This window comes from Vibrio sp. SCSIO 43132 (genome assembly GCF_019904195.1).
Lineage (GTDB): Bacteria > Pseudomonadota > Gammaproteobacteria > Enterobacterales > Vibrionaceae > Vibrio > Vibrio nigripulchritudo.
In genome coordinates, this window is sequence record NZ_CP063200.1 from 775,191 (window position 1) to 799,715 (window position 24,525).

Annotated in this window: 25 protein-coding genes; 7 read left to right on the plus strand and 18 right to left on the minus strand. The window is 47.4% G+C overall.

All coding sequences use genetic code 11. From position 1 onward, the window contains the following. The first annotated feature begins 1 nt into the window (after nt 1). The 3 genes from INR79_RS21655 to INR79_RS21665 are packed head-to-tail and all read left to right on the plus strand — an operon-like array spanning nt 2 to nt 2,693. Nucleotides 2–805: an ABC transporter permease gene (locus tag INR79_RS21655; RefSeq protein ID WP_223099839.1), complete on the plus strand. Its 804-nt coding sequence runs from the start codon at nt 2–4 to the stop codon at nt 803–805. Nucleotides 806–817: 12 nt separating this feature from the next. Continuing rightward, a complete protein-coding gene (locus INR79_RS21660) occupies nt 818–1,912 on the plus strand; it encodes an ABC transporter ATP-binding protein (protein WP_223099841.1) in 1,095 nt (364 codons plus the stop codon). Then, complete coding sequence (locus tag INR79_RS21665) at nt 1,890–2,693, plus strand: phosphodiesterase (protein ID WP_223099843.1); 804 nt, start codon at nt 1,890–1,892, stop codon at nt 2,691–2,693. The genes INR79_RS21660 and INR79_RS21665 overlap by 23 nt, the downstream gene beginning before the upstream one ends. A 34-nt stretch (nt 2,694–2,727) precedes the next feature. Here the strand turns inward: INR79_RS21665 and INR79_RS21670 are convergent, their stop codons facing one another. The 4 genes from INR79_RS21670 to INR79_RS21685 all read right to left on the minus strand — a co-directional run bounded on the left by INR79_RS21670 (nt 2,728) and on the right by INR79_RS21685 (nt 5,675). Next, entirely contained in the window at nt 2,728–4,299 is a 1,572-nt protein-coding gene (locus tag INR79_RS21670; protein WP_223099845.1) for a GMC family oxidoreductase, read from the minus strand. Beyond that, a complete protein-coding gene (locus tag INR79_RS21675) occupies nt 4,292–4,822 on the minus strand; it encodes a twin-arginine translocation signal domain-containing protein (RefSeq protein ID WP_223099847.1) in 531 nt (176 codons plus the stop codon). Before INR79_RS21675 ends, INR79_RS21670 begins: the two co-directional genes overlap by 8 nt. 26 nt (nt 4,823–4,848) lie before the next feature. Continuing rightward, nucleotides 4,849–5,244, minus strand: a complete 396-nt coding sequence (locus tag INR79_RS21680; protein WP_223099849.1) for a VOC family protein — start codon at nt 5,242–5,244, stop codon at nt 4,849–4,851. Between the two features lie 122 nt (nt 5,245–5,366). Then, the gene (locus tag INR79_RS21685) at nt 5,367–5,675 is read right to left on the minus strand and encodes a ribbon-helix-helix domain-containing protein (protein ID WP_022561013.1); all 309 of its coding nucleotides are present in this window, start codon (nt 5,673–5,675) and stop codon (nt 5,367–5,369) included. 336 nt (nt 5,676–6,011) lie between these two features. Between INR79_RS21685 and INR79_RS21690 the strand changes: the two genes are divergently transcribed. After that, nucleotides 6,012–6,428, plus strand: a complete 417-nt coding sequence (locus INR79_RS21690; RefSeq protein ID WP_223099851.1) for a VOC family protein — start codon at nt 6,012–6,014, stop codon at nt 6,426–6,428. 41 nt (nt 6,429–6,469) lie between these two features. On the opposite strand, the gene INR79_RS21695 is transcribed toward INR79_RS21690, so the two are convergent. Further along, nucleotides 6,470–7,285 carry a LysR family transcriptional regulator gene (locus INR79_RS21695; RefSeq protein WP_223099853.1) on the minus strand — a complete coding sequence of 272 codons (816 nt, stop codon included), beginning with the start codon at nt 7,283–7,285 and terminating at the stop codon, nt 6,470–6,472. 467 nt (nt 7,286–7,752) lie between these two features. Between INR79_RS21695 and INR79_RS21700 the strand changes: the two genes are divergently transcribed. Together INR79_RS21700 and INR79_RS21705 are read left to right on the plus strand one after the other, a co-directional pair. After that, a complete protein-coding gene (locus INR79_RS21700) occupies nt 7,753–8,307 on the plus strand; it encodes a sugar O-acetyltransferase (protein WP_022561016.1) in 555 nt (184 codons plus the stop codon). A gap of 370 nt (nt 8,308–8,677) precedes the next feature. Continuing rightward, complete coding sequence (locus tag INR79_RS21705) at nt 8,678–10,885, plus strand: hypothetical protein (RefSeq protein ID WP_223099855.1); 2,208 nt, start codon at nt 8,678–8,680, stop codon at nt 10,883–10,885. 49 nt (nt 10,886–10,934) lie between these two features. On the opposite strand, the gene INR79_RS21710 is transcribed toward INR79_RS21705, so the two are convergent. Together INR79_RS21710 and INR79_RS21715 are read right to left on the minus strand one after the other, a co-directional pair. After that, entirely contained in the window at nt 10,935–11,777 is an 843-nt protein-coding gene (locus INR79_RS21710; protein WP_022598794.1) for a pirin family protein, read from the minus strand. A 130-nt stretch (nt 11,778–11,907) separates the two neighbouring features. Continuing rightward, nucleotides 11,908–12,816, minus strand: coding sequence for a DMT family transporter (locus INR79_RS21715; RefSeq protein WP_022598793.1), 909 nt, complete (start codon nt 12,814–12,816; stop codon nt 11,908–11,910). 355 nt (nt 12,817–13,171) lie between these two features. Between INR79_RS21715 and bluB the strand changes: the two genes are divergently transcribed. Beyond that, complete coding sequence (gene bluB / locus INR79_RS21720) at nt 13,172–13,822, plus strand: 5,6-dimethylbenzimidazole synthase (protein WP_004405030.1); 651 nt, start codon at nt 13,172–13,174, stop codon at nt 13,820–13,822. A 73-nt stretch (nt 13,823–13,895) separates the two neighbouring features. Here the strand turns inward: bluB and INR79_RS21725 are convergent, their stop codons facing one another. The 11 genes from INR79_RS21725 to urtC form a co-directional block, all read right to left on the minus strand. Beyond that, the gene (locus INR79_RS21725; RefSeq protein WP_223099857.1) at nt 13,896–15,944 is read right to left on the minus strand and encodes a PAS domain-containing protein; all 2,049 of its coding nucleotides are present in this window, start codon (nt 15,942–15,944) and stop codon (nt 13,896–13,898) included. Nucleotides 15,945–16,121: 177 nt separating this feature from the next. After that, the gene (gene ureG / locus INR79_RS21730) at nt 16,122–16,742 is read right to left on the minus strand and encodes an urease accessory protein UreG (protein ID WP_223099859.1); all 621 of its coding nucleotides are present in this window, start codon (nt 16,740–16,742) and stop codon (nt 16,122–16,124) included. A 45-nt stretch (nt 16,743–16,787) separates the two neighbouring features. After that, nucleotides 16,788–17,465: an urease accessory protein UreF gene (locus INR79_RS21735; protein WP_223099861.1), complete on the minus strand. Its 678-nt coding sequence runs from the start codon at nt 17,463–17,465 to the stop codon at nt 16,788–16,790. 9 nt (nt 17,466–17,474) lie between these two features. Further along, nucleotides 17,475–18,044 (minus strand): HupE/UreJ family protein, encoded by a 570-nt coding sequence (locus tag INR79_RS21740; RefSeq protein ID WP_223099863.1) that lies wholly within the window; start codon nt 18,042–18,044, stop codon nt 17,475–17,477. A 22-nt stretch (nt 18,045–18,066) separates the two neighbouring features. Next, nucleotides 18,067–18,519 carry an urease accessory protein UreE gene (gene ureE, locus INR79_RS21745; protein ID WP_004405040.1) on the minus strand — a complete coding sequence of 151 codons (453 nt, stop codon included), beginning with the start codon at nt 18,517–18,519 and terminating at the stop codon, nt 18,067–18,069. A gap of 14 nt (nt 18,520–18,533) precedes the next feature. Beyond that, a complete protein-coding gene (gene ureC, locus INR79_RS21750; protein ID WP_223099865.1) occupies nt 18,534–20,237 on the minus strand; it encodes an urease subunit alpha in 1,704 nt (567 codons plus the stop codon). A gap of 26 nt (nt 20,238–20,263) precedes the next feature. Beyond that, entirely contained in the window at nt 20,264–20,893 is a 630-nt protein-coding gene (gene ureA / locus INR79_RS21755) for an urease subunit gamma (protein ID WP_223099867.1), read from the minus strand. Nucleotides 20,894–20,940: 47 nt separating this feature from the next. Beyond that, on the minus strand, nt 20,941–21,864 hold the full coding sequence (locus tag INR79_RS21760) for an urease accessory protein UreD (protein ID WP_223099869.1): 924 nt from the start codon (nt 21,862–21,864) through the stop codon (nt 20,941–20,943). Further along, on the minus strand, nt 21,861–22,556 hold the full coding sequence (urtE, locus tag INR79_RS21765; protein ID WP_223099871.1) for an urea ABC transporter ATP-binding subunit UrtE: 696 nt from the start codon (nt 22,554–22,556) through the stop codon (nt 21,861–21,863). Before urtE ends, INR79_RS21760 begins: the two co-directional genes overlap by 4 nt. Further along, nucleotides 22,556–23,377: an urea ABC transporter ATP-binding protein UrtD gene (gene urtD / locus INR79_RS21770; RefSeq protein WP_200768467.1), complete on the minus strand. Its 822-nt coding sequence runs from the start codon at nt 23,375–23,377 to the stop codon at nt 22,556–22,558. The genes urtE and urtD overlap by 1 nt, the downstream gene beginning before the upstream one ends. Further along, nucleotides 23,377–24,525: an urea ABC transporter permease subunit UrtC gene (gene urtC / locus INR79_RS21775; protein WP_223099873.1), complete on the minus strand. Its 1,149-nt coding sequence runs from the start codon at nt 24,523–24,525 to the stop codon at nt 23,377–23,379. Before urtC ends, urtD begins: the two co-directional genes overlap by 1 nt.

The following is a 24,525-nucleotide window of genomic DNA, read 5'->3' on the forward strand; positions in this document are numbered from 1 at the left end:
AATGAAGCGAAACTACACGTTTTATCTGCCTCTTGCTTTTACCGTTCTGGTTTGTGCGTTCTTGTTGGTTCCGGTGATCATGTCGGTTCTGGCTGGTCTCACCAATAACTATTTTGTCGGTCTCAAAAGCGGTCTGACCCTGCGATGGGTCATCGAAGTATGGACGCTTTACGCAGACACATTATGGCTGACTCTGCTGGTGGCAGTGGCATCTGTGGTATTCAACCTGATTGTGGGAATCCCTCTGGCTTACTACCTTGCTGCCCACCAGTTCCGACTATCGGAAATACTGCAGGAGCTGATTACTCTGCCGATTGCCGTCCCGGGCTTAGCGATCTCTATCGGGCTTATCACGACCTATGGGCACTTTTCTGATTTCCGATCTAGTTGGATGTTTATTCTGACAGGGCACGTAATTTTCACGTTGCCTTTTATGGTCAATGCCATTCTTGCTGCGCTCAAGAGCATAGATTTTAAAGTGCTGGAAGAAGGTGCTGCCAGCCTGGGAGCCAGTTTCTGGCGTCGATTTGTCGATATCATCGTGCCCAACTGTATGACAGGCATCGTCAGCGGCACCCTTATGACGCTGACGCTTTCTATTGGTGAATTCAATCTTACCTGGATGCTCCAAACTCCGCTGACCAAGACTCTGCCTGTCGGTTTAGCCGATGCTTACGCTTCCATGCGCCTGGAGATTGGTTCCGCCTATACCCTGATATTTCTTTTGCTTTTACTTCCTCTCCTGATTGCCACTCAACTTCTAAAGCGCAGTCAGAAATCGCCAACTGTTACTGACCCTATGTAAGGAGCTGTCTTAGTGAGTCATGTTAGTCAAAACCCGGGTATTAGCCTGAACAGAGTAAAGAAGACCTTTCCTGACGGTTCCGTTGCCTTACAAACTACCGATCTGGAAATAGAACCCGGTGAAATTCTGGTGTTGCTTGGACCTTCTGGATGCGGAAAAACCACCACTCTAAGAATGATTGCTGGTCTGGAAAACTGTGACAGTGGTGGAAACATTCTGTTCGGTCAACAAGATGTCACCGATCTGCCAATTGAGAAGCGTAATGTGGGGATGGTATTTCAGTCTTACGCGCTGTTTCCCAATATGAATGTTTCGCAGAACATTGAATATGGGCTAAAGATTCGTGGAGTGGCTGAAGAAGAACGTAAGAAGAAGCTTGAAGATATGCTCTCCATGTTTGATTTAAAGCCGTTTGCGCTTCGAACCGTTTCGCAACTCTCAGGCGGACAAAAACAGAGGGTTGCACTGGCTCGCGCCATTATTGTTGAGCCTGCGGTACTACTACTGGATGAACCCTTATCCGCATTAGATGCGTTGTTGCGTAAGCGTTTAAGAAATGACATTCAAGTACTGCTTAAGAAGCTTCAGATTACCGCTGTCTATGTGACGCACGACCAGGAAGAAGCCATGGCAATTGGCGATCGCATTGCGGTACTCGATCATGGACGAATCGCGCAGATTGGGTCACCGGAAGAAATCTATCGTCAGCCCAAATCCGACTTTGTGGCGGACTTCATCGGGGAGATCAATCACTTCAAAGGTGTGAAAGATGGGGAGCGTCTGAGGTTGTCTAATCTGCAGACATTGCCCTTGCCAGAAGAATTTCAAAAACCTGCGCAGAATGGCAGAGCGTTGTCGCTGTTGGTTCGCCCGGAAGACATTGTGGTTTCTAATCAGGAGCATGATGACCTGTGCGGCAGAGTGTCACATATTGCCTTTTTAGGAGACAGAACGCGTATAACCATTGACTGCGGCTTAGATCAGCCAGTACTGGCTGACTGTTTCGACCGACGGGAATTCAGGTTAGATCAGGTTGTTCGCCTGTCTGTTGAATGTCAGCACATGATTTATATGGAGGACAGCAATGTTTATCGCACAACTGACTGATTTACATATCAAACAAGATGGAAAGATCGCTTATCAGAAGGTCGATACGTTGCAATGTTTTAAGGATGCCATTGAGCATATTAATGCCTTAAACGTTGATCTGGTGGTGTTAACTGGGGATTTAGGCGATTTCGGAAAGGAAGAAGAGTACGTCATTATCCGTCAGGAATTAAAAAAACTGAATGCTCCAATTCGTATTATTCCCGGCAATCACGACCATAAGGTCAAGCTGCGTGAAGGGCTGTCTGATTTAGTCGATTATGAACATCCGCTGGAGTGCAATTTCGCCCTAGAAACCGAGCATCATCATTTGATTGGTCTGGATTCTTCTGTTGTCGGTAAGCCCTTTGGCAATATCGCAAAGGATAGCCTGAACTGGCTGCGGGAAAAGTTACTGGATACCTCTAAACCAACGCTACTGTTTATGCATCATCCTCCGATAAAAGTGGGGGTTGAGCATATGGATGTGCAAAACCTTCATAACTCAGAAGATCTCTGGGATGTGATTGCCCCTTTCAATCAGGTCAAAGCGGTTGTGACGGGTCACCTGCATCGACCAGTTTGCGGAATTTGGAAGCACCTTCCGGTTTGGGTCGGACCTTCTCATAGCCACAGTGTCGCGTTAGATTTTGATAAAGAAGGCATTCCATCGTTTCAGTTGGAGCCCAAAGCGATTCGTCTGTTTAAACTTGATGAGCAGGGCATTGTTGGTCACATCAGTTATATCGGACAGCACGAAGGTCCTTTCCCGTTTTTTGATGGAAGTGCACTGCTAGACTAAAAAGCGCCGCGAGATCCCCTCGCGGCGCTTTCATCTACAAAGCTTTAGCAGCAAGTTGCTCGGCAATGTAATCCGCTTGACGAATAGCCAAGGCGACTATGGTTAGCGTCGGGTTTTCTGCTGCGCCAGTGGTGAACTGGCTACCATCGGAGACGAACAGGTTCTTGATGTCGTGAGACTGTCCCCACCGATTGACGACGCCGTCTCTGGCTTTTTCACTCATCCGGTTAGTACCTAAGTTATGAGTAGAAGGATAGGGCACTACTCGGTGAGTTTTTACTGCACCAACGGCTTCGTACACTTGTTCCCCTTTCTCATAGGCGTATTCTCGCATGGCGACATCGTTGGGGTGGTCGTCATAATGCACATTTGGAATCGGCAATCCATGGGCATCTTTCTCATCCGTGTTCAGAGTGATTCTGTTTGATGAGCGAGGCATGTCTTCCCCCACCAGCCACATACCAGCCATGTTTTCATACTGCTCCATGGCGTTAGCAAAGTCATTGCCCCACGCACCCGGTTTGAGAAATGCAGCGAGGAAAGGAAGACCGAGCGAAAGGGTTTCCATTTCAAATCCACCGACAAATCCCCGGCTAGGGTCGTGAACCGATTCGTCTTGAATGATCCCTGCCATCGTGGTTCCGCGGTACATGTTCACAGGTTTACTGAACTCGGCATACACCGATCCTGTCATATGGCGCATGTAGTTTTTGCCCACTTCACCCGAACTGTTAGCCAGCCCGTCTGGGAACATACTGGATGCAGAGTTGAGCAAGATTCGTGGGCTTTCTATGGAGTTACCCGCTAAACAGACCACCTTGGCTTTCTGGTGATGATGATTGCCTTCCTTATCGGCGTAGAGCACGCCGTCTGCCAGCCCTTGGTCGTTATGAGTGATTTTCAAAACGGTTGATTCGGGTCTGAGCTCGAAATTGCCTGTCGCTTCTGCTTTCGGGATTTCCGTGTAAAGGGTCGACCATTTTGCCGACATTCGACATCCCTGAAAACAAAAGCCCAACTGCATGCACGCAGGTCTGCCATCACGAGGCTGAGAGTTGATCGCCATTCTTCCAGAATGAACCTGCTTATACCCCAGCTTTCTGGCACCAGCCTCCATCACCTTGAAGTTGTTATTTCCCGGTAAACCCGGAATACCGTGAGTTCGGGTCACGCCCATCTTGTCTTCTGCTTTGTCGTAGTAGGGTTCTAGTTCTGCAAGCGTCAGGGGCCAGTCGAGTAGGGTCGCATCTTTAACCTCGCCATAATGGGTAAGTGTTTTGAACTCGTGTTCCTGAATTCTCAGGCTTGCACCCGCCCAATGTAATGTTGAACCCCCAACCGTTTTACAGATCCAGGCAGGAAGGTTGGGGAAGTCTCGTGCTACTTCCCAAGTACCTGATGTGGTTCTTTTATCCAGCCAGGCTTCTTTGCCGAACATATGCCATTCGTCATTTTTGAAATCACTGGCGAAATTTAAGTGAGCACCAGCTTCGAGACACACGACCTTAACGCCTTTTTGGCACAATTCATTGGCGAGTGTGCCACCACCTGCTCCCGAACCAATAACCACGACCACACTGTTGTCTGATAAATCAAATTTAGCCATGGGCTCCCTCCTTACTCACTTTTGGTAGCCAGTCGATATCATCAAATCCGCGGTGCATATATCCTCCTTTGGGGAAAGAAGGACCTTCATAGCCAAAGCGCTCCCAAATCTTAGGGTTGTTGTAGAGTGACACGACCATGTTGCCACGCACGCTTTGGAAGAAAGGGTCAGTAGCTATGCTTTCTAACATCGCTTGCTGTTGTGTCACCGACATATCAGCAAACTTGGCAGCTTTTAGCTTGCTCAAACCTTGCTGGAACGCACTGAGTGCATCACCCGATAAGGAGGCATCAATACTCTCCACACAAGATCCGTAGAAAAAATCTTCCAGGTGAGGGTGTGGGTAAATACGCCGACAGAGTGTCAGCAGTAATCTGGCTTCATCCGTGTTCAGGTTACTGACGCTGAGCTGCCATTTCTGATCGGCTAACGAGTAGCCTGATAAGCTCAGTGTGAGGGCGGTTGCCGCGCTGATGCTCGAAAGTTTTAAAAACTTCCTGCGGCTAAAATTGCGATCGTTCATCCTTACGACCTCCAGTGTAATTTCCGTTATTGAAAGCGACCGTATTTCTGTAAGAACTCGATTTTGTAGCCATCGGGATCCGTTAAGAAAAAGAATGTCGCCATGGTTTTATTGTTATGTTGCATTGATTTAACTGGTGTCGGAGAAAGGGCTAGATCGACCAGTTTTTGGTGCACTTCATCAATATTTTCAACGCACACAGCAAGATGCCCATAAGCGTCACCATGGACGTATGGCGTTTCTCTGCCGTGATTGAGGGTTAATTCAACTTCAAAACCCGATTTGGGATCACGCAGATAGGTCAGAGTGAACGTCTCAAATTCAAATTGATCCGCCAGCTCCAAGCCGAGTGCTTGGGTATAAAAGTGAATGGAACGATTCAGGTCGAGAACCCGAATCATAGAGTGGATGGTTTTTGTCATATGTGGCTCACTTTGCTTTGTTGATTTTTTAATCAATATAAACGTGAACCACGGGTAGGTGGTGGTAGCATACTACCACATGTTAAAAAAATGTAACTTTTAGATGATTGATGCTAGCAGCACTAGTGAGCTTGTACCCGAAGCTGATGCTTTGCGGTATTGATAACGTCCGCAGGTTGTGACAGATACATCACGCAGGAGCAGCGTAACAGCGACGCAAAATTGGATACTTCGCCGTGCAGCTCGGTGGCTTCATCATAGAGGAGTGACAAGAACTGCCCGGTCGTCATGTGCTGTTTTTCCGCAATATCATCAATGATGGTCCAGAACTTCGCTTCCAGCCGGACACTGGTAGAGTGACCACCCAAACGTACGGAGCGGGAGATGAAATCGTAACTTTCTGGCGATTGCCCTGCAAATACATAACACATGACGTTCTCCTTAACGGTCTGCATGCACTTCCGATTCGGGTAAACAAAATCCAGAGATCGGAAATGGGTTGCGCACTTAATGGTTGTTCACTTTTGGTGCAAATACAAATTGTGCAGAAGCGGGTTTAAAGGGCGATTTATTTCTAATTAGTTGATTTTAAAAAGACCTACGCTTTTGGTTTCACATATCCTTATAAGATAAAGATGTTTGCTTCTCGTTTATGAGACGGCGTTTATGAGCGAATGGAATAAGTGGCAGTCTTATCTTTCCATATCGAAATAGAGTGTTTTTGTTAACCTAGTTGTTAAACTTAAAACTGAACGTTGCGAGGAAAAATGGAACAGAGCATTGTCCATATCGCATTGGTTGTAAAAGATTACGATGAAGCGATCGATTTTTACGTCAATACACTGAATTTTGAACTGGTAGAAGATACTTACCAACCCGAGCAGGACAAACGCTGGGTGGTGGTTTCACCTCCCGGTTCAAAAGGTGTCACCTTGCTTCTGGCCAGAGCTTCAAAGGAAGAGCAGGAACCGTTTATCGGAAACCAGGCTGGCGGTCGAGTGTTCTTATTTCTGCGTACCGATGATTTCTGGCGCGACTACGAAAGCATGAAAGCGAAGGGCATTACTTTTATTCGAGAACCCAGTGAACAAGATTACGGCACAGTAGCGGTATTTGAAGATCTCTACGGAAACCGCTGGGATCTGCTTCAGCTTAACCCTGAACATCCAATGGCAAAGCGCTAGTGGGCAGCTCTCTCTGATAGAGTTCTGACTCCGAGACTGATTCACTCCAGTACTTTACCTAACCTATCGATTAAACCGCGAACTTCGGGAAGGTGTCGGTCATCTTGATGGGTCACAAGCCACTGGTTGTGACCCAAACCTTCCACAATATTCCCCTGACGGACTAGGGTTGCCTGGGAATCGCCAATGAATGTCGGCAGTAGGGCAATGCCTTTTCCAGCCAACGCCAGATCCAGACTGTTCCTTGGTTCATTAACTTCACAGACGGTATTGTTTCCTACATGCTTATCTAGCCATCTGGCAGATGGGATGTCCGCCAATACTTTGATCCATACATCAGGGGCATTTTGGGTTGAATAGGGTGCAAATTCTACTTTTTGGAGCCGGCGGCATACCAAGGTTTCTTCTGTTGGTCTCTGATTTCGGATGCCGATAACCACTTCCCGATGAGTAATATCCAACACCTTTTCCGTAGACACAAAGCGAAGCCTAATGTCAGAGATGCCGTCCATAAGTGTATTCAGGTTTTCTATCAGATACAGCGTCGTCCATGTACCCGCGGAAACTTTGACTAGAGGGCGAATAGCATTAGATGTGAGTGGTGTTGTCACGTTAACGATCTTTTCTTCTATCTCGCTTAGTTCTTTGAGCAAGGCTTTGCCTTCTGCCTGTAACTCGTAGCCTTTGTCGTGCCTGATAAACAGCTCTTTACCGAGACCTCTTTCCAGTGCATGCATTCTTCTTCCAAGAGTTGCCGCACTTCGTTGAGTTGATTTGACCGCAGCGGACAAGCCGCCCTCGCGAGCCACTGCTAAAAACAGCTGAAGGTCATTCCATTCGATGTCCTTTTTATTCATGAAAAGCACCTTTCATTTCATTCCATTGATAAAAAGATACTGAACCTTAATCTGGTAACAGGTCAAGGTTATTTAGCGACTTTGCATCGCGGAGGTCAGCAATGAATCTAAAAATGCTATCAAGACAAAGACAGGTAGAAAGTCACACAACTTACGAGAGGAAGACGATTGAACAAAAAGAGGAAGACGAGTTTTACGAGTTTTTTGGGACGGATGATATAGGCCATTTTTACAAACTGATTTGCGCCATCTCTTCATTTTTTGGCTTCGCTGCGACCGTATTGAAGAGGATGAAGGCTAAAGCAATGAATTTCCAGTTCTGGAGGAAAACCAAGTGTTAAGTTCGACTTGGAAATCTGAGTTCAATTTACTCAAGCAGTTTTTATAAATTTCATAGATGAATGTCAATGAACAGAATTTAACCTCAGTTATACTGGCTTCCTTTAAATACAAATGTCAGGAAAGCTATGAAAGAATTCGAAAAAATGTGCCAAGGTCTGGATTATGATGCGTTTAGCCCTGAGTTCGATGTACTAAGAAATCAGGCTTTCGATTTACTCCAGAAAATCAACCAGCGACAGTTTGAAGCCGCCAAACCCTACGTCGCAGAGCTGTTTGCGCATGTGGGGGAAGGCAGCGTGGTGTGTCCGCCTTTTCAGTGTGAATATGGCAAAACCATTTCGATAGGTGATGGATCCTTTATCAATATGGGTGTCACTATGTTGGACAACGCTCCGATTCACATTGGTAATAACGTGCTTATCGGTCCCAGTGCTCAACTGTATACACCAACGCATTCTTTAGACCATAGATTGCGTAAAAAGTGGGAAATTCAGTGTTTACCTATCACGATTGAAGACGACGTCTGGATTGGTGGCAATTCAGTGATCTGTCAGGGTGTAACCATAGGCGCTCGCTCAGTCGTGGCGGCTGGATCGGTTGTGACTAAAGACGTCGAACCTGACACTCTTGTCGGCGGGGTGCCCGCGAAGAAGATTAAGTCTCTCAACAGTAGCCAATAGTTGGCAGACATATAACGCATAGGCTGCTTGGGCAGCCTATTAGAGGAAACCGTTAGTCTGGGAGGTTTCTCATTTATTTGACTCAGTTCAAAATTCATGAAAATTTGGTTTAAGAACCTTATAGGTCGCTGAGGACTATTTAAGGTTTTTTTAAAATTAATTTACTTGTTCTCGTTATTTTCTAATAAATTTTAAATTAACTTTATTTTTATTTTCTTGTGAATTAACGAGGAGCTTTTCGATACCTACTTGTTTAATTGATATTTTAGATACGTCTTTTCTAATATTGAGTGATATATATCTGAATGATAATTTATAAAAATCTCAACGACTGTTGGTATTAATGTCAAACGGATAAGGAATATTAATTATGACAATAGAGTTAAAGAAAAGGGATTATGCGATAACAGTTCACGATATTGATTTAGACTATATCAAGGGTTCTGAAGTTCGTATTATCGAAGAAGGCTTTATTCACCATTATGTAGCAACTTCAGATATTTCTCAGGGAGTGCCGATATCTAATCCTTTGTGGGAACATTTGTATACGGTGAAACGAGATACGAGTCCAGCTAGTCAGCGAGGCCTAATTCCAGAACTTGATATGGATAACTTGCCGCCTCCTTTTGATACCTTAGAAGGTCGTGACCGTGAATACCTGTTTTTTGAATGCCTTCGAGTCGGTGTCGATTCACCTAATGGCTACGTGTTAGGGCGTATCGGTAAAAATCAGTATGGTGATGAGTGGTCTTTGGCGGGCAACTCTGCTGGCTTTCAAATAATTGATGGCGTGTTAAGTGTTCAGGATTCTTCCCAAATAACGACGACTGACACACGTATTATTGAGGTATCCAGAACGCGTAATAACCTGACTCAAACCACTAAACTTGAAGTCACCGTTTATAATGATGCGATGAATGCACGTTTTGTTGTTCAACATGGGGATGCCGGCAACGACGGAAAACAACCTCATAAGCCAATTTTGGAATCAGAGCTGTCAGTCCCAGTTTCTTATCAAATTCATGAAATATACTATCGAAGGGGCGACATATTTGAGCTTGGTATAATCATGAATGAGGATCAGACCTATGGCGCATTTGGTGATCCTCATTTAAATAAACCCAAAATGATAGTGACTGCTAATACGGCATTAGTTCAAAGCAACGGTAACTATCGTGAGCATCTGGTTGAAGGTATGAGGTATCCACTCGAACCAGACGGTTCAAAAGGCAAAATTATTAAAGATAAAAAGAATACATTGATTAAAGACATTGAGTTGGACTCAAAAAGCTCGGATTTGTCAGGCACAGATATGACGGGACAAGTCCCTATATATGTCTTCGGTTCGGAGAATGTAAGTTTACTTAGAATAACCCTGTCCGGAAATGATAAGCATGCTAATTCTGCTGGAATAAAGTTAATTGAGTCTAAAGGAACAAAAATAGAGTTTTTGCGAGTAGTGAATGTCTATGGTGATGGAATTTATGGCAAGGCAGTGAACAGAGGAGATGGGGTTCTACGACCAATAGAAATCTCGTTCAGTTATTTCGATATACCCCTAGGAGGTGGCGCTGATTGCATTCAGTTTACGGAAGAAGGTGATGGTTTGAGTGGACGATGTTACGATATTTGGGTACATGATTGTGTCTGTTTGCAATCTTTCGAATCAGATAACCTGAAAGGTTCAATGTCTATTGAAGCCAATTATTATCTGGTTGAGAACTGTATATTTGGTGGCAAGTTTTTTGGTATTGGTCTTGGAGGTCGTAAAGGTACCTGTCGTAACATCTATGTACATTCAGGTGGAATACGAGCCGATCATCCAGCCCTTTCGAGTACGTTTGGCATAGGTGTTGCGGCTAAACATGTATCACGCTCTATTAGTATCTACGATAACACCATTGGAGGTCACTTAGGGATGGCTTCAGGTATCCTGATTTCAGGCTATGATCTTGGGGATACCACTGATCGGGAAAATGAACGCCGGCGTTTCGATATATTGGTTAATCACAATCGCGTCTCTGCGGTTAGGTGGTGCGCCAGTGTCCGCGTTCCCTGGACGGGTGAAATTGTCAACAATCTTTCATTCGACAACACCATTAGCGATGTATATCTGCGAGGCAATTCAGATGTATTAGGTGATTATGTCAGATATGCCAGAGACAGTAACGGTGACATCATTAAAGATGGTAATAACCAGCCCGTTGTTGAAGAAGTTCTGTCGACCATAAACCATCAGATAATAGAAGCACCTAAATTAAGCAGCAAAGCATTTCGTCTGAGTCGTCCGCTATTACCTATTACCGGAACGCCCGCTGTGGGGAATACTCTTTCAGTGAGCGCTGACAGTGAATTGAAAGATGATGAAAAAGTGGAGTCTTATCAGTGGCGAATGAATGGTCAGTTGATTCCTAATGCCAATCAGGCGTCATATACCGTAACTGAGCTGGTGGAAGACCCTAGAAAACCTCGATTTTCTAGTATGAATAGTGCGGAATTCAGTTGTGTCGTGACCATCTCTAAAAACGGTGACAGAAACCAGATTGATTTTCTGTATAGCGAATATTTGAGAGCTTAGTCCTGTTGTAAATCTGAGTGTTGGTTATCCAACACTCAGATAAATCGACTCAGTAAGTATCAAACAGACCTGACTGATAGTCGCGTATGGTCTGTTCAATTTCTTCCATCGAATTCATTACAAACGGTCCGTAATGAACAATCGGCTCATTGATGGGCTGACCCGCGAATATCAGCACTCCGGAATCGCCCTGTGATGTCAGCTCTACGCTTTCTCCAGCAGAGAGCAATGCCATGTGACCTTGCTTGAGGTCGCGGTCACCAACGGTGATGTTACCTTTGTAGGCATAAACCATCATGTTAAACTCCGATGGAGTGGTCAGCGTTACATTTGCTGTATCTGGTGCTCGCCAGTCTGCCACTGTTGCAGGTACACCTGTTTTATTCAATGGACCTTCTAGCCTTTCGCCATCAACCGTTAGCGATCCTGCCAATAGGCGAACTAAGCTGCTTCCGACAGGATGTTCCGTCACCATTTCAGGTTGGAAATCGAAGTACTGAGCGGGCTTCATTTTGTCTTTGGATGGCTGGTTAATCCAAATCTGAAAACCGTGAAGATTGCCCTCTTCCATTATCGGCATTTCGCTGTGAATCACACCGCGACCCGCCGCCATCCATTGTGCGCCTCCGCTTCTTAATTCGCCCACATTTCCCATGTGATCTCGATGCTGGAAATGACCTTCCATCATATAGGTTAATGTTTCGATGCCGCGATGTGGATGAGGAGGAAACCCACCCACATAATCTTTTTTATCATCCGATTTCAGTTCATCAACCATTAGGAATGGTGAAAAAGCCTGGTTATTGAAACCGGCGATACGGCGAATTTTTACTCCATCTCCATCAGACGTTGCCTGAGAAGGAATGATCTGACGAATTTCTCTAGTGGACATATCTCACCTCATATGAACTGTGATTAATGGACTCAGTATAAGGCGACAACTCCTTCAAGAAGATAGCAAGACTTCGAGAGTCTTGTTCGAAAAATTCGAATGATCGAAACCCTAATTATTCATGGCACGATTACTTCCTGTTGATTCGCCAGACAGAGAAAACCACCAGCATCATGCCAATCGCGTGATACACAGTAAACGCTTCGTTAAGAATGGTGATGGCAAACAAGGCGGTGATTGAGGGACCAATATTGCTGGTAATACTTAAAACCGACGGTGTTAGCCGAGCCATAGCCGCCGCCATAAAATACGAGGGCACGACGGTACAGAACACCCCCAAGGTAACCCCAAGAACGATTAACTGAGGTGACAAAGCACCGAGCTCAATACCGTGGTAGACGTGCTGCCCCATGATCGCTAACCCTGCACTTGCCATGCCGACACTGTTAAACAGCTGGCTCCCCATTTTTCCAATGATTCTTTTACTTAACACCAGATAAACAGCGAAGATAAGCGCAGAGCCTGCTGCCATCAGGCTGCCCAACCAAACCTTGTCTCCAAGCTGCTGCATGTCATGCGACACGATGAAAGCGACACCAAGGTACCCAAGAAGGATGGCTGTTATCGTTCCGGGTTTGGGTTTCTCTTTCAAAAATATCCAACTGATAGCAACAACAAAAGAAGGAAACAGGAAAATCACCAAACGTTCCAGCTGGGCTGAAATATGTTCCAGAGCCAGAATATCCAGTAAGGCGGCGAAGTAATAACCGAGGATACCCACAAGAGCGGCTTGCCAGCCATATGTGCGGAGCGATGTACGCGATTCCTGGCTGCGGCATAGCCAGAACAGAATTGCGATGTAGAGAGGAAGTGAGCTAAGCGCACGAAGACTCATGATTGAAGTGGCATCGCCACCATACTCGTAAGCCAGTTTGATGAAAACTGGTTTGATTGAAAACATAACGGTACCCGCCAACGCGAACATTACGCCTTGCCGATACTGGGTTGAAGAGGATGCTGCTGCCGCTGTGTCGCTCATTATTCACTTCCTTTGTTTTTGAACATCGGCTGTGAGAAATGGCATTAGACTCCGGCTGCATCACTCACAGCCGGAAATAGAGAATCCTACCGACTGAATGGCATAAGTTTGAGAAGCCAGAGTGATAGGATGAAGGTATTCATAAGAATCTCAATTCGTGATGAACTTTTAACCTAACCAAGGCGTTAACCAAACGCAAGCGTTTTCTTTTAGGGGTGATGAAACTCCAATTAACTTGTTGCACAGTAAAGATGGTGCAATGAACACAGAAGCAATTCGGCAATCTGGTTAGTATGTATTTGCACAAAGCACTTTGAGTGATGTTGATGCGTTTACTTAAAACAGGTGATTACCGATGAATATTAATAAAGAAGAACGGGAAGCCGTTTACAAAACGATTTTTTGCCGCCGGGACGTTCGAAGAGATTTCAAACCAGACCCCATCCCAGAAGAGACATTGATGCGAGTGCTGACTGCTGCACATCATGCGCCGAGCGTGGGTTTCTCTCAGCCATGGGATTTCATTCTGGTAAAAAGTGCTGAGACGCGAGCAGCAATTAAGCGAGACTTCGAAGAAGCGAATGCCTATTCAGCTGAGTTGTTTAAAGAAGAGAAACAAGAACAGTATCGGACGTTCAAACTGGAGGGTATTGAAGAAGCGCCAATGGGGATCTGTGTGACTTGTGACCGGGAGCGCAACGGTCCTGTGGTGATTGGTCGGACAGTCAAGCCAGAGATGGATCTCTATAGTACTGTGTGTGCAGTCCAGAATTTGTGGCTGGCAGCTCGGGCAGAAAACCTTGGGGTAGGTTGGGTGAGCATACTCAATGATCAGGCTTTGCGAGAGACGCTTAACATACCCGAGAGCAAGGCGATCATCGCTTACCTATGCATTGGTTTTGTGGAGAAATTCAAAGACAAACCAGAGCTGGAGACCGCAGGGTGGTTACCCAGAAGCAGTCTGGAATCTGTAATACATCATGAGCAGTTTCAAACTAAAAGCTAAAATTATTTTAGGATGACTCCAAACAAAAAAAGCGCGGGAATGTCCGCGCTTTGATAGGAGATAAAATCGGATACTATCCCGCGTTTGCCATGCCGTCTTGCTCTTCAATATTCAGATCAAGCGGAACCTGTATCTTAAAACACGCGCCTTGGTTTTCTTCGGCAACACATTGGACATTCCCTTTCAGCAACTGAACCACCATATTGTAGATGATGTTGGCACCTAAGCCGCTGCCGCCTCCACCTCGCTTGGTGGTAACAAAGGGCTCAAAGATTTTCTCGCGTACTGATTCATGGACCCCTTTACCTGTATCCCGATACACAATGTACAGGTTGTCCATGTCAGTTTGAATGTCTATGTAGATGTTGCGTTCGCCATCCCACTGATCAAATCCATGTCGGATGCTGTTGGTGATTAGGTTGGTAAAAATCTGAATATACGAGCTAGGATAGCTTTCCAGTTCGATGTTGCTGGCACATTCCAGATTGATGGTAACTTTGGCAACACGAATTTCATGCGACAGTGATAAGAGCAGTTTGTCGATGATTTCCCGCATATTAAATTGGTAAGCGGTCTGGCTGGTTTGATCCACCGCGACTTCCTTGAAGCTGCACACCAGTTTCTCAGCCCTTTGCAGATTGGTCACTAATATTTCCGTCGACTGCTTGAGAGACGTTAATGTTTTGGAGAACAAAGCTTTAGACAGGTTACCTGTTTCAAATCCTTTGCTCAGAGCGTCAACGTTTTCCTCCAAAAAGCTGGTGGCGGTAACACTGATTCCAAGAGGCGTATTGATTTCATGGGCAACACCACCCACCAATCCACCTAATGACGCCATTTTCTCTGCTTCCACCAAACTTTGCTGTGCTTCCTGCAGCTTTTTCAGCGTGAATTGCAGTTCTTCATTTGCGGTTTCCAAAGACTGAGTTCGCTCACGTACTTTTTCTTCCAAACTGTGGTTTAGCGTTTCCAGTTGTTGTTGTGCCTGACTAAGTTGAGTGACGTCGTCACCGAAACAGAGTACCCGGTTTGATTGATCATCCAGTTCAACGAAGCGCCACTGAATGGTCATGGGTTCGCCATTACGGTCTTTGGTGGACACCACCACTTGATCGCTCGGCAGATTGACGATCATCTGGTTCTCTTCTTCCAGATTCCAGAATCCATAAGCAAATACTCGGAACCAGTACTGGTTGATAACCTCATCTTCTGTTTTGCCTATGCGATCCAGCGCTTGAGCATTCACCATCAAAATAGTGAATTCCAGTCTGTCGATCATGCAAAGCAAGTTTGGGGAATTATCGACAATGGTGGCGTTGTACTGCATTTGCTGCGTCAGGTTTTGTTTGTCTTTAATCTGCTCTGTCACGTCCGTGAACACGTAGCAGCGACCACCGCCTTCTAGCTCCAGCTCTTTGTAGCCAATGAAAATATTGTTTTTAACCAGCAAGGAATGGGGTTCAAACACTTCAGAAGAGGCACTGCCAGACACAAACTGACTGAATTCTGGGCATCGACGCCAGCCCAAATCGCACAGGCAGTCAATCATTCCAAACGGGTGGTCCTGTAGCAGAGTGTCGATCTCACTGAACCTTTCACCAACAATTCTCTCGAACGGCGGATTGCTGGAAACCATTTCTTTGTCGTCGTTTACAATGGCGATACCGTGCCCAATGGAGTTGAAGGTGGTATTCAGATAATGCTGAACGCGTCTTTTTTCTTCTTCTGATTTCTTGAGGGAGGTGATTTCGATGCCGCTCATCAATACGCCGACCTGTTCACCATCGGCATTTAATCTTGGCTGGTATTGAATACTGATAAAGCGTTTGTTTTCAGTTTCTGTAGGGAGCTCGATTTCAAAACTGATTGATTCCCCAGCTAACGCCCGCTCAAGAAGTGGCGCTGCGTTGGCATAAACAGGAGGGGGCAATGCTTCTTTGACTGTTTTGTTGAGTACTTTGTCGCTTGTGGAGCGGATAAAGTCGAGATATTGCTGGCTGACAACGATATAGCGCAAATCGTTATCCAAAACGGCAACCATGATGGGGATACTATGAAAAATACTGGACAGAAGAGAAAAGCTCATTGAGCTGTCTACGGAATCCGTGGCTTTTAGCGGCATATCGTCCCTCAATTCCCAAAGGTTCAAAACGAACCAATCCGAGATTTATCCTTATCCCTAAAATTTAGTAGACGAATGGAGGTTATACAAACGGCTCAAATATTTTAAAGGTGGCGACCTTATTCGCCTTTGAAAAGGTTGGGGTGGCTCTCGTAAGAGTAGCGAGAGCCGAAAGTGCTAATGAGCAGTGAGCATCCCCTCAGTGATAATGAAATCGATAATGGTATCTAAGCCGACTGCCTTCTTTAGATTAGTAAATACATAAGGTTTGGTCGGGCGCATTCGAGCCGTGTCTCTGTCCATCACTTCCAGTGAAGCCCCAACATGGGGAGCGAGATCGATTTTGTTGATCACCAGTAAATCGGAGCGAGTAATACCGGGTCCTCCTTTGCGTGGGATTTTTTCACCTTCGGCGACATCAATAACATAGATGGTCAGATCTGCTAGCTCAGGGCTGAACGTCGCACTCAGGTTGTCGCCGCCGCTTTCCACAAATACTACATCGAGGTTTTGGTGGCGTTTGGCAAGTTCATCAACGGCCGCTAAATTCATGGAAGCGTCTTCTCGGATAGCGGTGTGTGGGCATCCGCCCGTTTCAACACCAATGATCCGGTCAGGAGCCAGCGCTTCGGCTTCGGTCAAAATTCTTGCGTCTTCCTGAGTATAAATATCGTTGGTGACGACGGCGATATTGAGTTTGTCTCGGATGGTTTTGCAAAGCACTTCTAGCAGTGCTGTTTTACCAGAACCGACAGGACCACCTATTCCGATCCTTAAAGGTTGTTTGTAACTTTCCATGATGATTCATCCTGTTTCTTTTGCGAACTATTAGGTGCGAAATAGCTAGGAGCGAAATAGCCGGGTGTACTGGGTTTCATGCTTGGCACTGGCTATGGCGTGCGATGGCGTAAAGGCGCTGACTTCATCATCTGCAATGACCTTTGAACGTTTTATGGCATCGGGGAATAGCGACGAAATTTCCAGTAGCGTTTCCTGACCGTCTGTCTGGCCGAGCGGAATCAGCTTAACGCCTGCCATCACAATGTTTTCTGCCCAGCTCCAGAGGTATCCTTGCAACAGCGCCTCTTCGCTAATACCCCAGTGGTGAGCAGCAAGGCAAAAGCCATGAAGCTGATTTGGATGAGTTTCTGGCATCGACTGAGTCACACTCAGCTTGGTTAACAGTGTGAATAGAGCATGCCCACGTTGCTTTTCTTCTGCGCGTAATTCGCTGGTTTCTCGGCACGCATACAAGTAGGCGTTCCAGTATTCGACTTGTTCAGTTTGCCCCTTTCCGATTGCGCTATATAAGCGTCTCATGATAGGCAGTTCCAGTGTCGTCATTGAATGATTCAGAACCGTTGCCAACCAGTTGATAAAGGTTGTTTTGTCACTTATCCAGCCTGCTTCTACCGCCCATTCCACCCCTTGCGAATAAGTGAATCCGCCAATGGGAAGAGAAGGGCTGATAAGCTGAAACAACCTATAGGGGGCAACGCTTTGGTTGAAACCTGTCTGCATAAAACGTCTCTAATTCAGGGCAACCAGTAAGCTGCTTGCGGCAATGCCCCACGCCGCCCAATGAGAGAATACGGTGCTGCCGACTTTGCTGAATGCGGTAACAATCAAAGCCGCGCTGACCATCATGCCCAGACTAAAGGCGAAGACATTACCGATGGCTTCAACACCGTGGGCGTAACCGTGTACAGACAACAGGCACAAGCCAACTGCAATAGCAGCACTCGACCAAAATGAGTCACGGTGAATGGGAGAGCAAAGCGCGAAACCCGACAGGAGCAAAGAGGTGGCAATTGCGATCTCCATGCCAGCAAACCCACCCATTGCAGTACCTAGTGCTAAACCCACACCCAGACTTAAAACGGCAAACACCATCAGTTTGAGCTGAGTACCGAGTGAGGATTGCTTAGCATTAAGCAGCCCGATAGCGGCAAGCATAAGCAAATGATCCAACCCGAAAACAGGGTGCGTCAGTCCGCTGAAGAACGCAGAGCTTAACGAGATCGAAGGTTCGTGCAGTACGTGAGCAAAAGCGCCCTGAGAGGCCGACAGGGTTATGGCAGCGAGAAAAATACGTTTCATAAGAATAAGTCCTTTTATTGATCTAGTGATGATGGTGATGACCACCCGATGTACCGCCATAAGCCCCATCTTCAGGCTCGAAAGGCGCAAATTCAGAGGTTACGGTTCCCCCCAAACCTTCAACCATGTCATCCAGTACATGATCGTGCTGGTAGCGCAGCCAGTCTGCAGTGACCTGAAGTGGCACATGTCGGTTGCCTAAGTGATACGCCATGCGAGCAAGCAGCAAGGCATCTTCACAGTAAATTGTGGAAACGGGTTCAGGCGCCGCTTTGATTTCCACCACTTTTCCGCATTCACTTTTTAGTTGCATGCCATCGCGTAGCGTGTATCCACGTGGCACAAACAAGCCAGCTTCGGAGCCGTCATCCAGCTGCACTTTCTGGCGGCTTTTGATGCGTTTCTCTATGGTCAGGCTCAAATAGCCGTCTGGTGAGTCAGAATGGCAGTCATTGAATTGAGTCAGTTCAATCAAAACAAAGCTCCTTGTCAGAATAAAAAGTAACGCTGCGCCATTGGCAGCACACTGGCAGGTTCACAAGTCAACAATTGTCCGTTGGCACGCACCTGATAGGTTTGGGAATCGACTTCTATCGTTGGCTGCCAGTCGTTGAGCTTCATGTCGGCTTTGCGAATGGAACGGCAGGCTTTTGCAATGCCAATTTGGCTGGTTAAACCTATGTTTTCAGAGACACCATCGTCCGCTGCTTGCTGCGAAACAAACAGCATGGATGTGCTGCTCGCTGCTTTCCCATAGCTGCCAAACATGGAGCGATAATGTACGGGCTGCGGAGTAGGGATGGAGGCGTTCGGATCGCCCATTGGTGCCATGGCGATCATGCCGCCTTTGATGATCAAACTGGGTTTGATGCCAAAGAATTGCGGTTTCCAGAGCACCAGATCCGCGAGTTTCCCGACTTCCACCGAGCCAATCTCATGACTCATCCCGTGGGTGATGGCCGGGTTAATGGTGTATTTGGCGATGTAGCGTTTTAGCCGAAAGTTGTCGCTGTGCTCAGTATCTTCGTCTAACGTGCCGCGCTGCACTTTCATTTTGTGTGCGGTTTGCCAGGTGCGGGTAATCACTTCGCCAACGCGACCCATGGCCTGAGAATCGGACGCGATCATGGAGAACGCGCCAAGATCATGCAGGATGTCTTCGGCGGCAATGGTTTCTCGGCGGATTCGCGATTCAGCGAACGCCACATCTTCTGCAATAGAGGGAGAAAGATGATGGCAAACCATCAACATGTCTAAATGTTCATCCACCGTGTTGACGGTGTAAGGTCGAGTCGGGTTGGTGGAAGAGGGCAGAATGTTAGCTTCCCCGCACGCTCGGATAATATCGGGGGCGTGACCACCCCCAGCGCCTTCAGTGTGGTAAGTGTGGATCACTCTGTCACCAATTGCGTTGAGTGTGGCTTCCACAAAGCCGGATTCGTTGAGTGTGTCGGTATGAATCGCGACCTGCACATCCATCTCTTCTGCAACCGTCAGGCAGGTATCAATAGAAGCAGGCGTGGTGCCCCAGTCTTCGTGGAGTTTTAACCCCACTGCACCTGCTGCCACTTGCTCGCGTAGCCCCTCTGGTTGACTGGCGTTACCCTTGCCGAGCAGTCCAAAGTTCACCGGAAAATGATCTAATGCTTGCAGCATGCGATGCATGTTCCATGGACCGGGCGTGCAGGTTGTCGCGTTAGTGCCTGTTGCGGGTCCAGTGCCACCACCAATCATGGTGGTCACTCCAGACGCCAAGGCTTCTTCGATTTGTTGTGGACAGATAAAGTGGATGTGGGAATCGATGCCACCTGCGGTCAGTATGGACCCTTCTCCGGCGATCACCTCAGTTCCGGGACCAATAATAATGTCCACATTAGGCTGAACATCGGGGTTGCCCGCTTTGCCTATGGCGCAGATGCGACCGTCTTTGACCCCAACATCGGCTTTCACTATTCCCCAGTAATCGAGGACGACCGCGTTGGTGATCACCAGATCAGGGGTTTCAGATGAAGGTCTCTGGCTTTGCCCCATGCCATCGCGAATAACTTTACCGCCGCCGAATTTCACTTCATCCCCATATTGGGTGAAGTCTTTTTCTACTGAAAGCCACAAATCCGTGTCGGCGAGTCTGAGCCTGTCGCCAACCGTAGGACCAAACATTTCTGCGTAGGCTTGTCTTGAAATACTTGCCATCAGAACATCCTTGTTAGTTGAATCACTTAAACGGGACCCATGACTTTCCCTTGAAAGCCATAGATGGTTTTGTCGCCGGAATACTCAACCAGCTCAACCGTGCGAGACTGACCCGGCTCGAATCGTGTTGCAGTACCCGCGGGGATATTGAGACGAAAGCCTTTGGTGGATTCGCGATCAAACAGGAGCGCGTCATTCACTTCATAAAAGTGATAATGCGAACCGACCTGAATCGGTCTGTCACCATGATTTTGCACCTTTACCGACAAGGTGTTTCGGTCGGCGTTGATGGCTAAATCTTCCTCTGGGGTTTGAAGTTCTCCGGGTGTGATGTCCTGACTGGACGCTGCTCCTTGAGTGATGGGTTCATGCACGGTGACCAGCTTGGTGCCGTCGGGAAAGGTAGCTTCCACTTGAACGTCTGGGATCATCGAAGGCACGCCTTCCATCACCTCGTCGGAGGTGAGCAAAGTTTGCCCAAAATCCATCAGCTCAGAAACGGTTTTACCTTCTCTTGCCCCTTCTAAAATGGCGCTACTGATATAGGCAACCGACTCGGGGTAATTCAGTTTTAGCCCCTTCTCTTTACGCTGTTTGGCGAGCATGCCAGCGCAAAAAATCAGGAGCTTGTCTTTCTCTCTGGGTGTGAGTTCCATTCTTTTCCCTTCTTCCTTTTCCCACAAATTAGCAAGCGCGAAAATATCTATGTCGCCCAAATCCTTGGTGCGTTATTTTTCAACCCCCATTGCTCGCGAATCACGGTGCGCACCTGAGTGAACGCGTCCATCATGGATTCTGTCCACTTGCTGATGGCACGAACCACCATCAAACCATCCACGACTGTGACAGCAATGGTGATGGGGTCGGATTCTGAGCTGTGGTCCTTTTCAAACTGATGGAGCAAACCCTGTACCAACTCCAGTGCGTTTGGTGATGCACCGAAAACGTATAACGATCCCATTGTGGGGCATTGCTGTAACCCACTGTTAAAAAAGCGCTTATCCATACCATTTAGGTTCAGCCCTTCAATCAGGAGGGGGGAACCGTATACTCGTATCTGAGTTCGACCACTGATTTTTCCTTTAAGGAATCCCTCATTCAGTGCAGGACGACCAAAAGAGTGCATTTCCCAGCCCATAAATCGGGCATCGCTCGCGAGGTTGATTTGCGTTTCAAGGTGAGCAATGGCACCAGAGAAATAGATGTTCTCCAGCGGGAACCACTCCAGCGTAGCGCCACTCTCGACGTTCAAATTGAGGGTTTGCTTTGCAAGACGATCATCAGACAGATAAAACTTAGTGGCGCCGGGGGTAGTCACCAGCGCGTGAGCGCCTGTTTGAGATTGAGTTGAGATGGACAAGCTGTCGCCACCGACCACACCACCCGGCGGATGCAGCAGGTAGGTATGACAGACTCCGCCTTCGGGGTAGAGCGGGCGTTGAACGGCGAGCGGACCACGTTGCTCCCTTTTGCTCAATACCGTTCTGCCACCTTGTGCTGAGCCGTTTGGATTGCTGAATTCCAGATTGAGTCTGGCTTTCCAGCCAGACTGCTTATTGGTTTCGGTTTGGCTGGTTTTGGTGTGGTTGGCTTCAATAGAAGAAGCCAGATCTCGTGATGCGGTCATACTGTCAGATACTCCGCAATCAACTTGTTGTTGAGTTCATCCATCTGCCCGGACGCGACAATTCGCCCGCGATCCAGCAAAGTAAATCTGTCGCCCACCTTTCTGGCAAAGGGCAGCTTTTGCTCAACCAGTAACACTGTCAGCCCAAGCTTCTGGTTCAGCATTTTGATGATGTCGCCAATTTCCTGAACAATATTCGGCTGAATGCCTTCCGTTGGCTCATCCAGAATCAGAAGATCCGGGTTCACCACTAAAGCGCGCCCTATAGCGAGTTGTTGTTGCTGACCACCGGATAAATCACCGCCACGGCGATGCTTCATTTCTTCCAGAACAGGGAAAATTTCGTAGATGAAATCCGGAATCTTTCTGTCGGCTTTGTCGCGAATTGGCAATCCGACGGACAGGTTTTCTTCCACTGTGAGCATTGGGAAAATTTGTCGTCCCTGAGGAACATAACCCACGCCCAGTCTTGGTCTGTCTTCGGCAGGGCGAGTTTCAATACTCTGACTATTCAGCACAATGTTCCCGTTGCGAATGGGCGTTAAACCCATAATGCATTCGAGTAAGGTACTTTTTCCTACGCCATTTCGACCCATCAACACTGTGCATTCCCCTTTGGGAATAGAGAGCGACAAGTCCCACAAGGTATGGCTTTCCCCGTAATACTGGTCGATGTTTTTGACTTCTAACATTAGGATTCTCCCAGATAGACTTGTTTCACCATAGGATCGGACTGCACCTTATCCATTGAGCCTTCTGCCAATACGTGCCCTTGGTGCAGTACGGTGACGTGTGAAGCGATGGAGCGGACGAAATCCATATCGTGTTCGACCACCACTACGGAATGCTTGCCCGCCAAGCCATTGAGTAATTCAGCTGTGCGATCCATTTCCTGATGAGTCATCCCTGCAACCGGTTCGTCCACCAGTAAGAGTTTGGGGCTTTGCATCAGCAGCATTCCAATCTCTAGCCACTGTTTCTGACCATGAGATAAATTCCCTGACGCGAGATGTGCCTGATCGTGCAGGTGAATCAGCTCAAGCACGGATTCCAGCTTACTTTGTTGCTCGCCAGAGAGCTTGGCGGTAAAGGTATTCCAGAGATTTCGAACGCCAGACATGGCGAGCTCAAGGTTTTGCCAAACGGTTAAGCATTCAATTACGGTTGGCTTCTGGAACTTGCGACCAATCCCCGCGTTGGCGATCTGTGCCTCGGTCATCTTGAGCAGGTTCAGGTTAGATCCCAGCCAGACTTGCCCGGTATCGGGTTGAGTTTTGCCAGTGATGATGTCCATCATAGTGGTCTTCCCAGCGCCGTTTGGACCGATGATACAGCGCAGTTCACCCTCCTTGATGTATAGGTTTAGGTCGTTGATGGCCTTGAATCCGTCAAAGCTTTTGTTCACACCTTCGAGATACAACAAGATGTTGTGAGTGGTATCGATCAGTGGGTGAATATTCGGCTTCATAAAGCTGAATACCTGATCACGTTTGACTAGTTCTGAAGTCAGCATTATGACTGCTCCTTACTGGCTGGAAGGTTTCGTTTCCATTTAGGGAAGTTCGAGAACAAGCCCACAACACCTTTGGGTAAGTACAATGTGGAGAGCACAAACAAACCACCGAGTGCAAATAACCAGATCTCCGGAAACTCTACGGTGAACCAACTTTTGGCGTAGTTGACCAAAATCGCTCCCACGACCGCCCCATACAAAGTGGCGCGACCTCCAAGGGCGACCCAGATGACGATTTCGATGGAGTTGAGCGGAGCGAATTCTCCAGGGTTGATGATGCCCACCTGCGGGACATACAAAGCGCCAGCCAGACCTGCGATCATGGCGGAGAGAACAAAGATCCCGAGTTTGATGTTATCGACGTCGTACCCCATAAAACGGGTACGCGACTCAGAATCACGAATCGCTAATGAAACGCACCCCAATCGGCTCTCCATAATGGTTCGGCAAAGCAGGTAGCAGACGATTAACGCCACACCAGTGCAAAGGAACAACGCTAACTTGGTCGCATCGCTTTGCAGGCTAAAGCCAAGAATGTCTTTAAAATCGGTTAGCCCGTTGTTGCCTCCAAAGCCCATTTCATTTCGGAAGAATGCCAGCATAAGCGCGTAGGTTAGTGCCTGAGTCATAATGGACAGATAGACACCAGACACACGGGAGCGGAAGGCAAGATAGCCGAAGACAAACGCCAGTACACCCGGCACGAAAAAGACCATAAGCGCGGCAAACCAGAACTGATCAAATCCGAGCCAGAACCAAGGCAGTTCCTGCCAGTTGAGGAACACCATAAAGTCGGCAAGAATCGGGTCGCCATACACGCCTCGGTCGCCAATTTGACGCATCAGATACATGCCCATGGCGTAGCCACCCAGCGCGAAAAATGCCCCATGCCCCAGGCTGAGAATACCCAGATAACCCCATACCAAATCGACAGACAGCGCGAGCAGGGCATAACTCAGGTATTTCCCCATTAGTGAAACGGTAAAGGTTTCAATGTGTAGCGGATGACCTACCGGCATCAGAAGATTACCTATTGGCACCAGTATCAGCAGTGCTGCGATGATGCCCAAGGTGGCTTTTCCACCTTTGTCGTTCTGTAATGCACGAAAGATGATAGAGCGTGACGCGAGTGTTGAAGTAGCCGACAT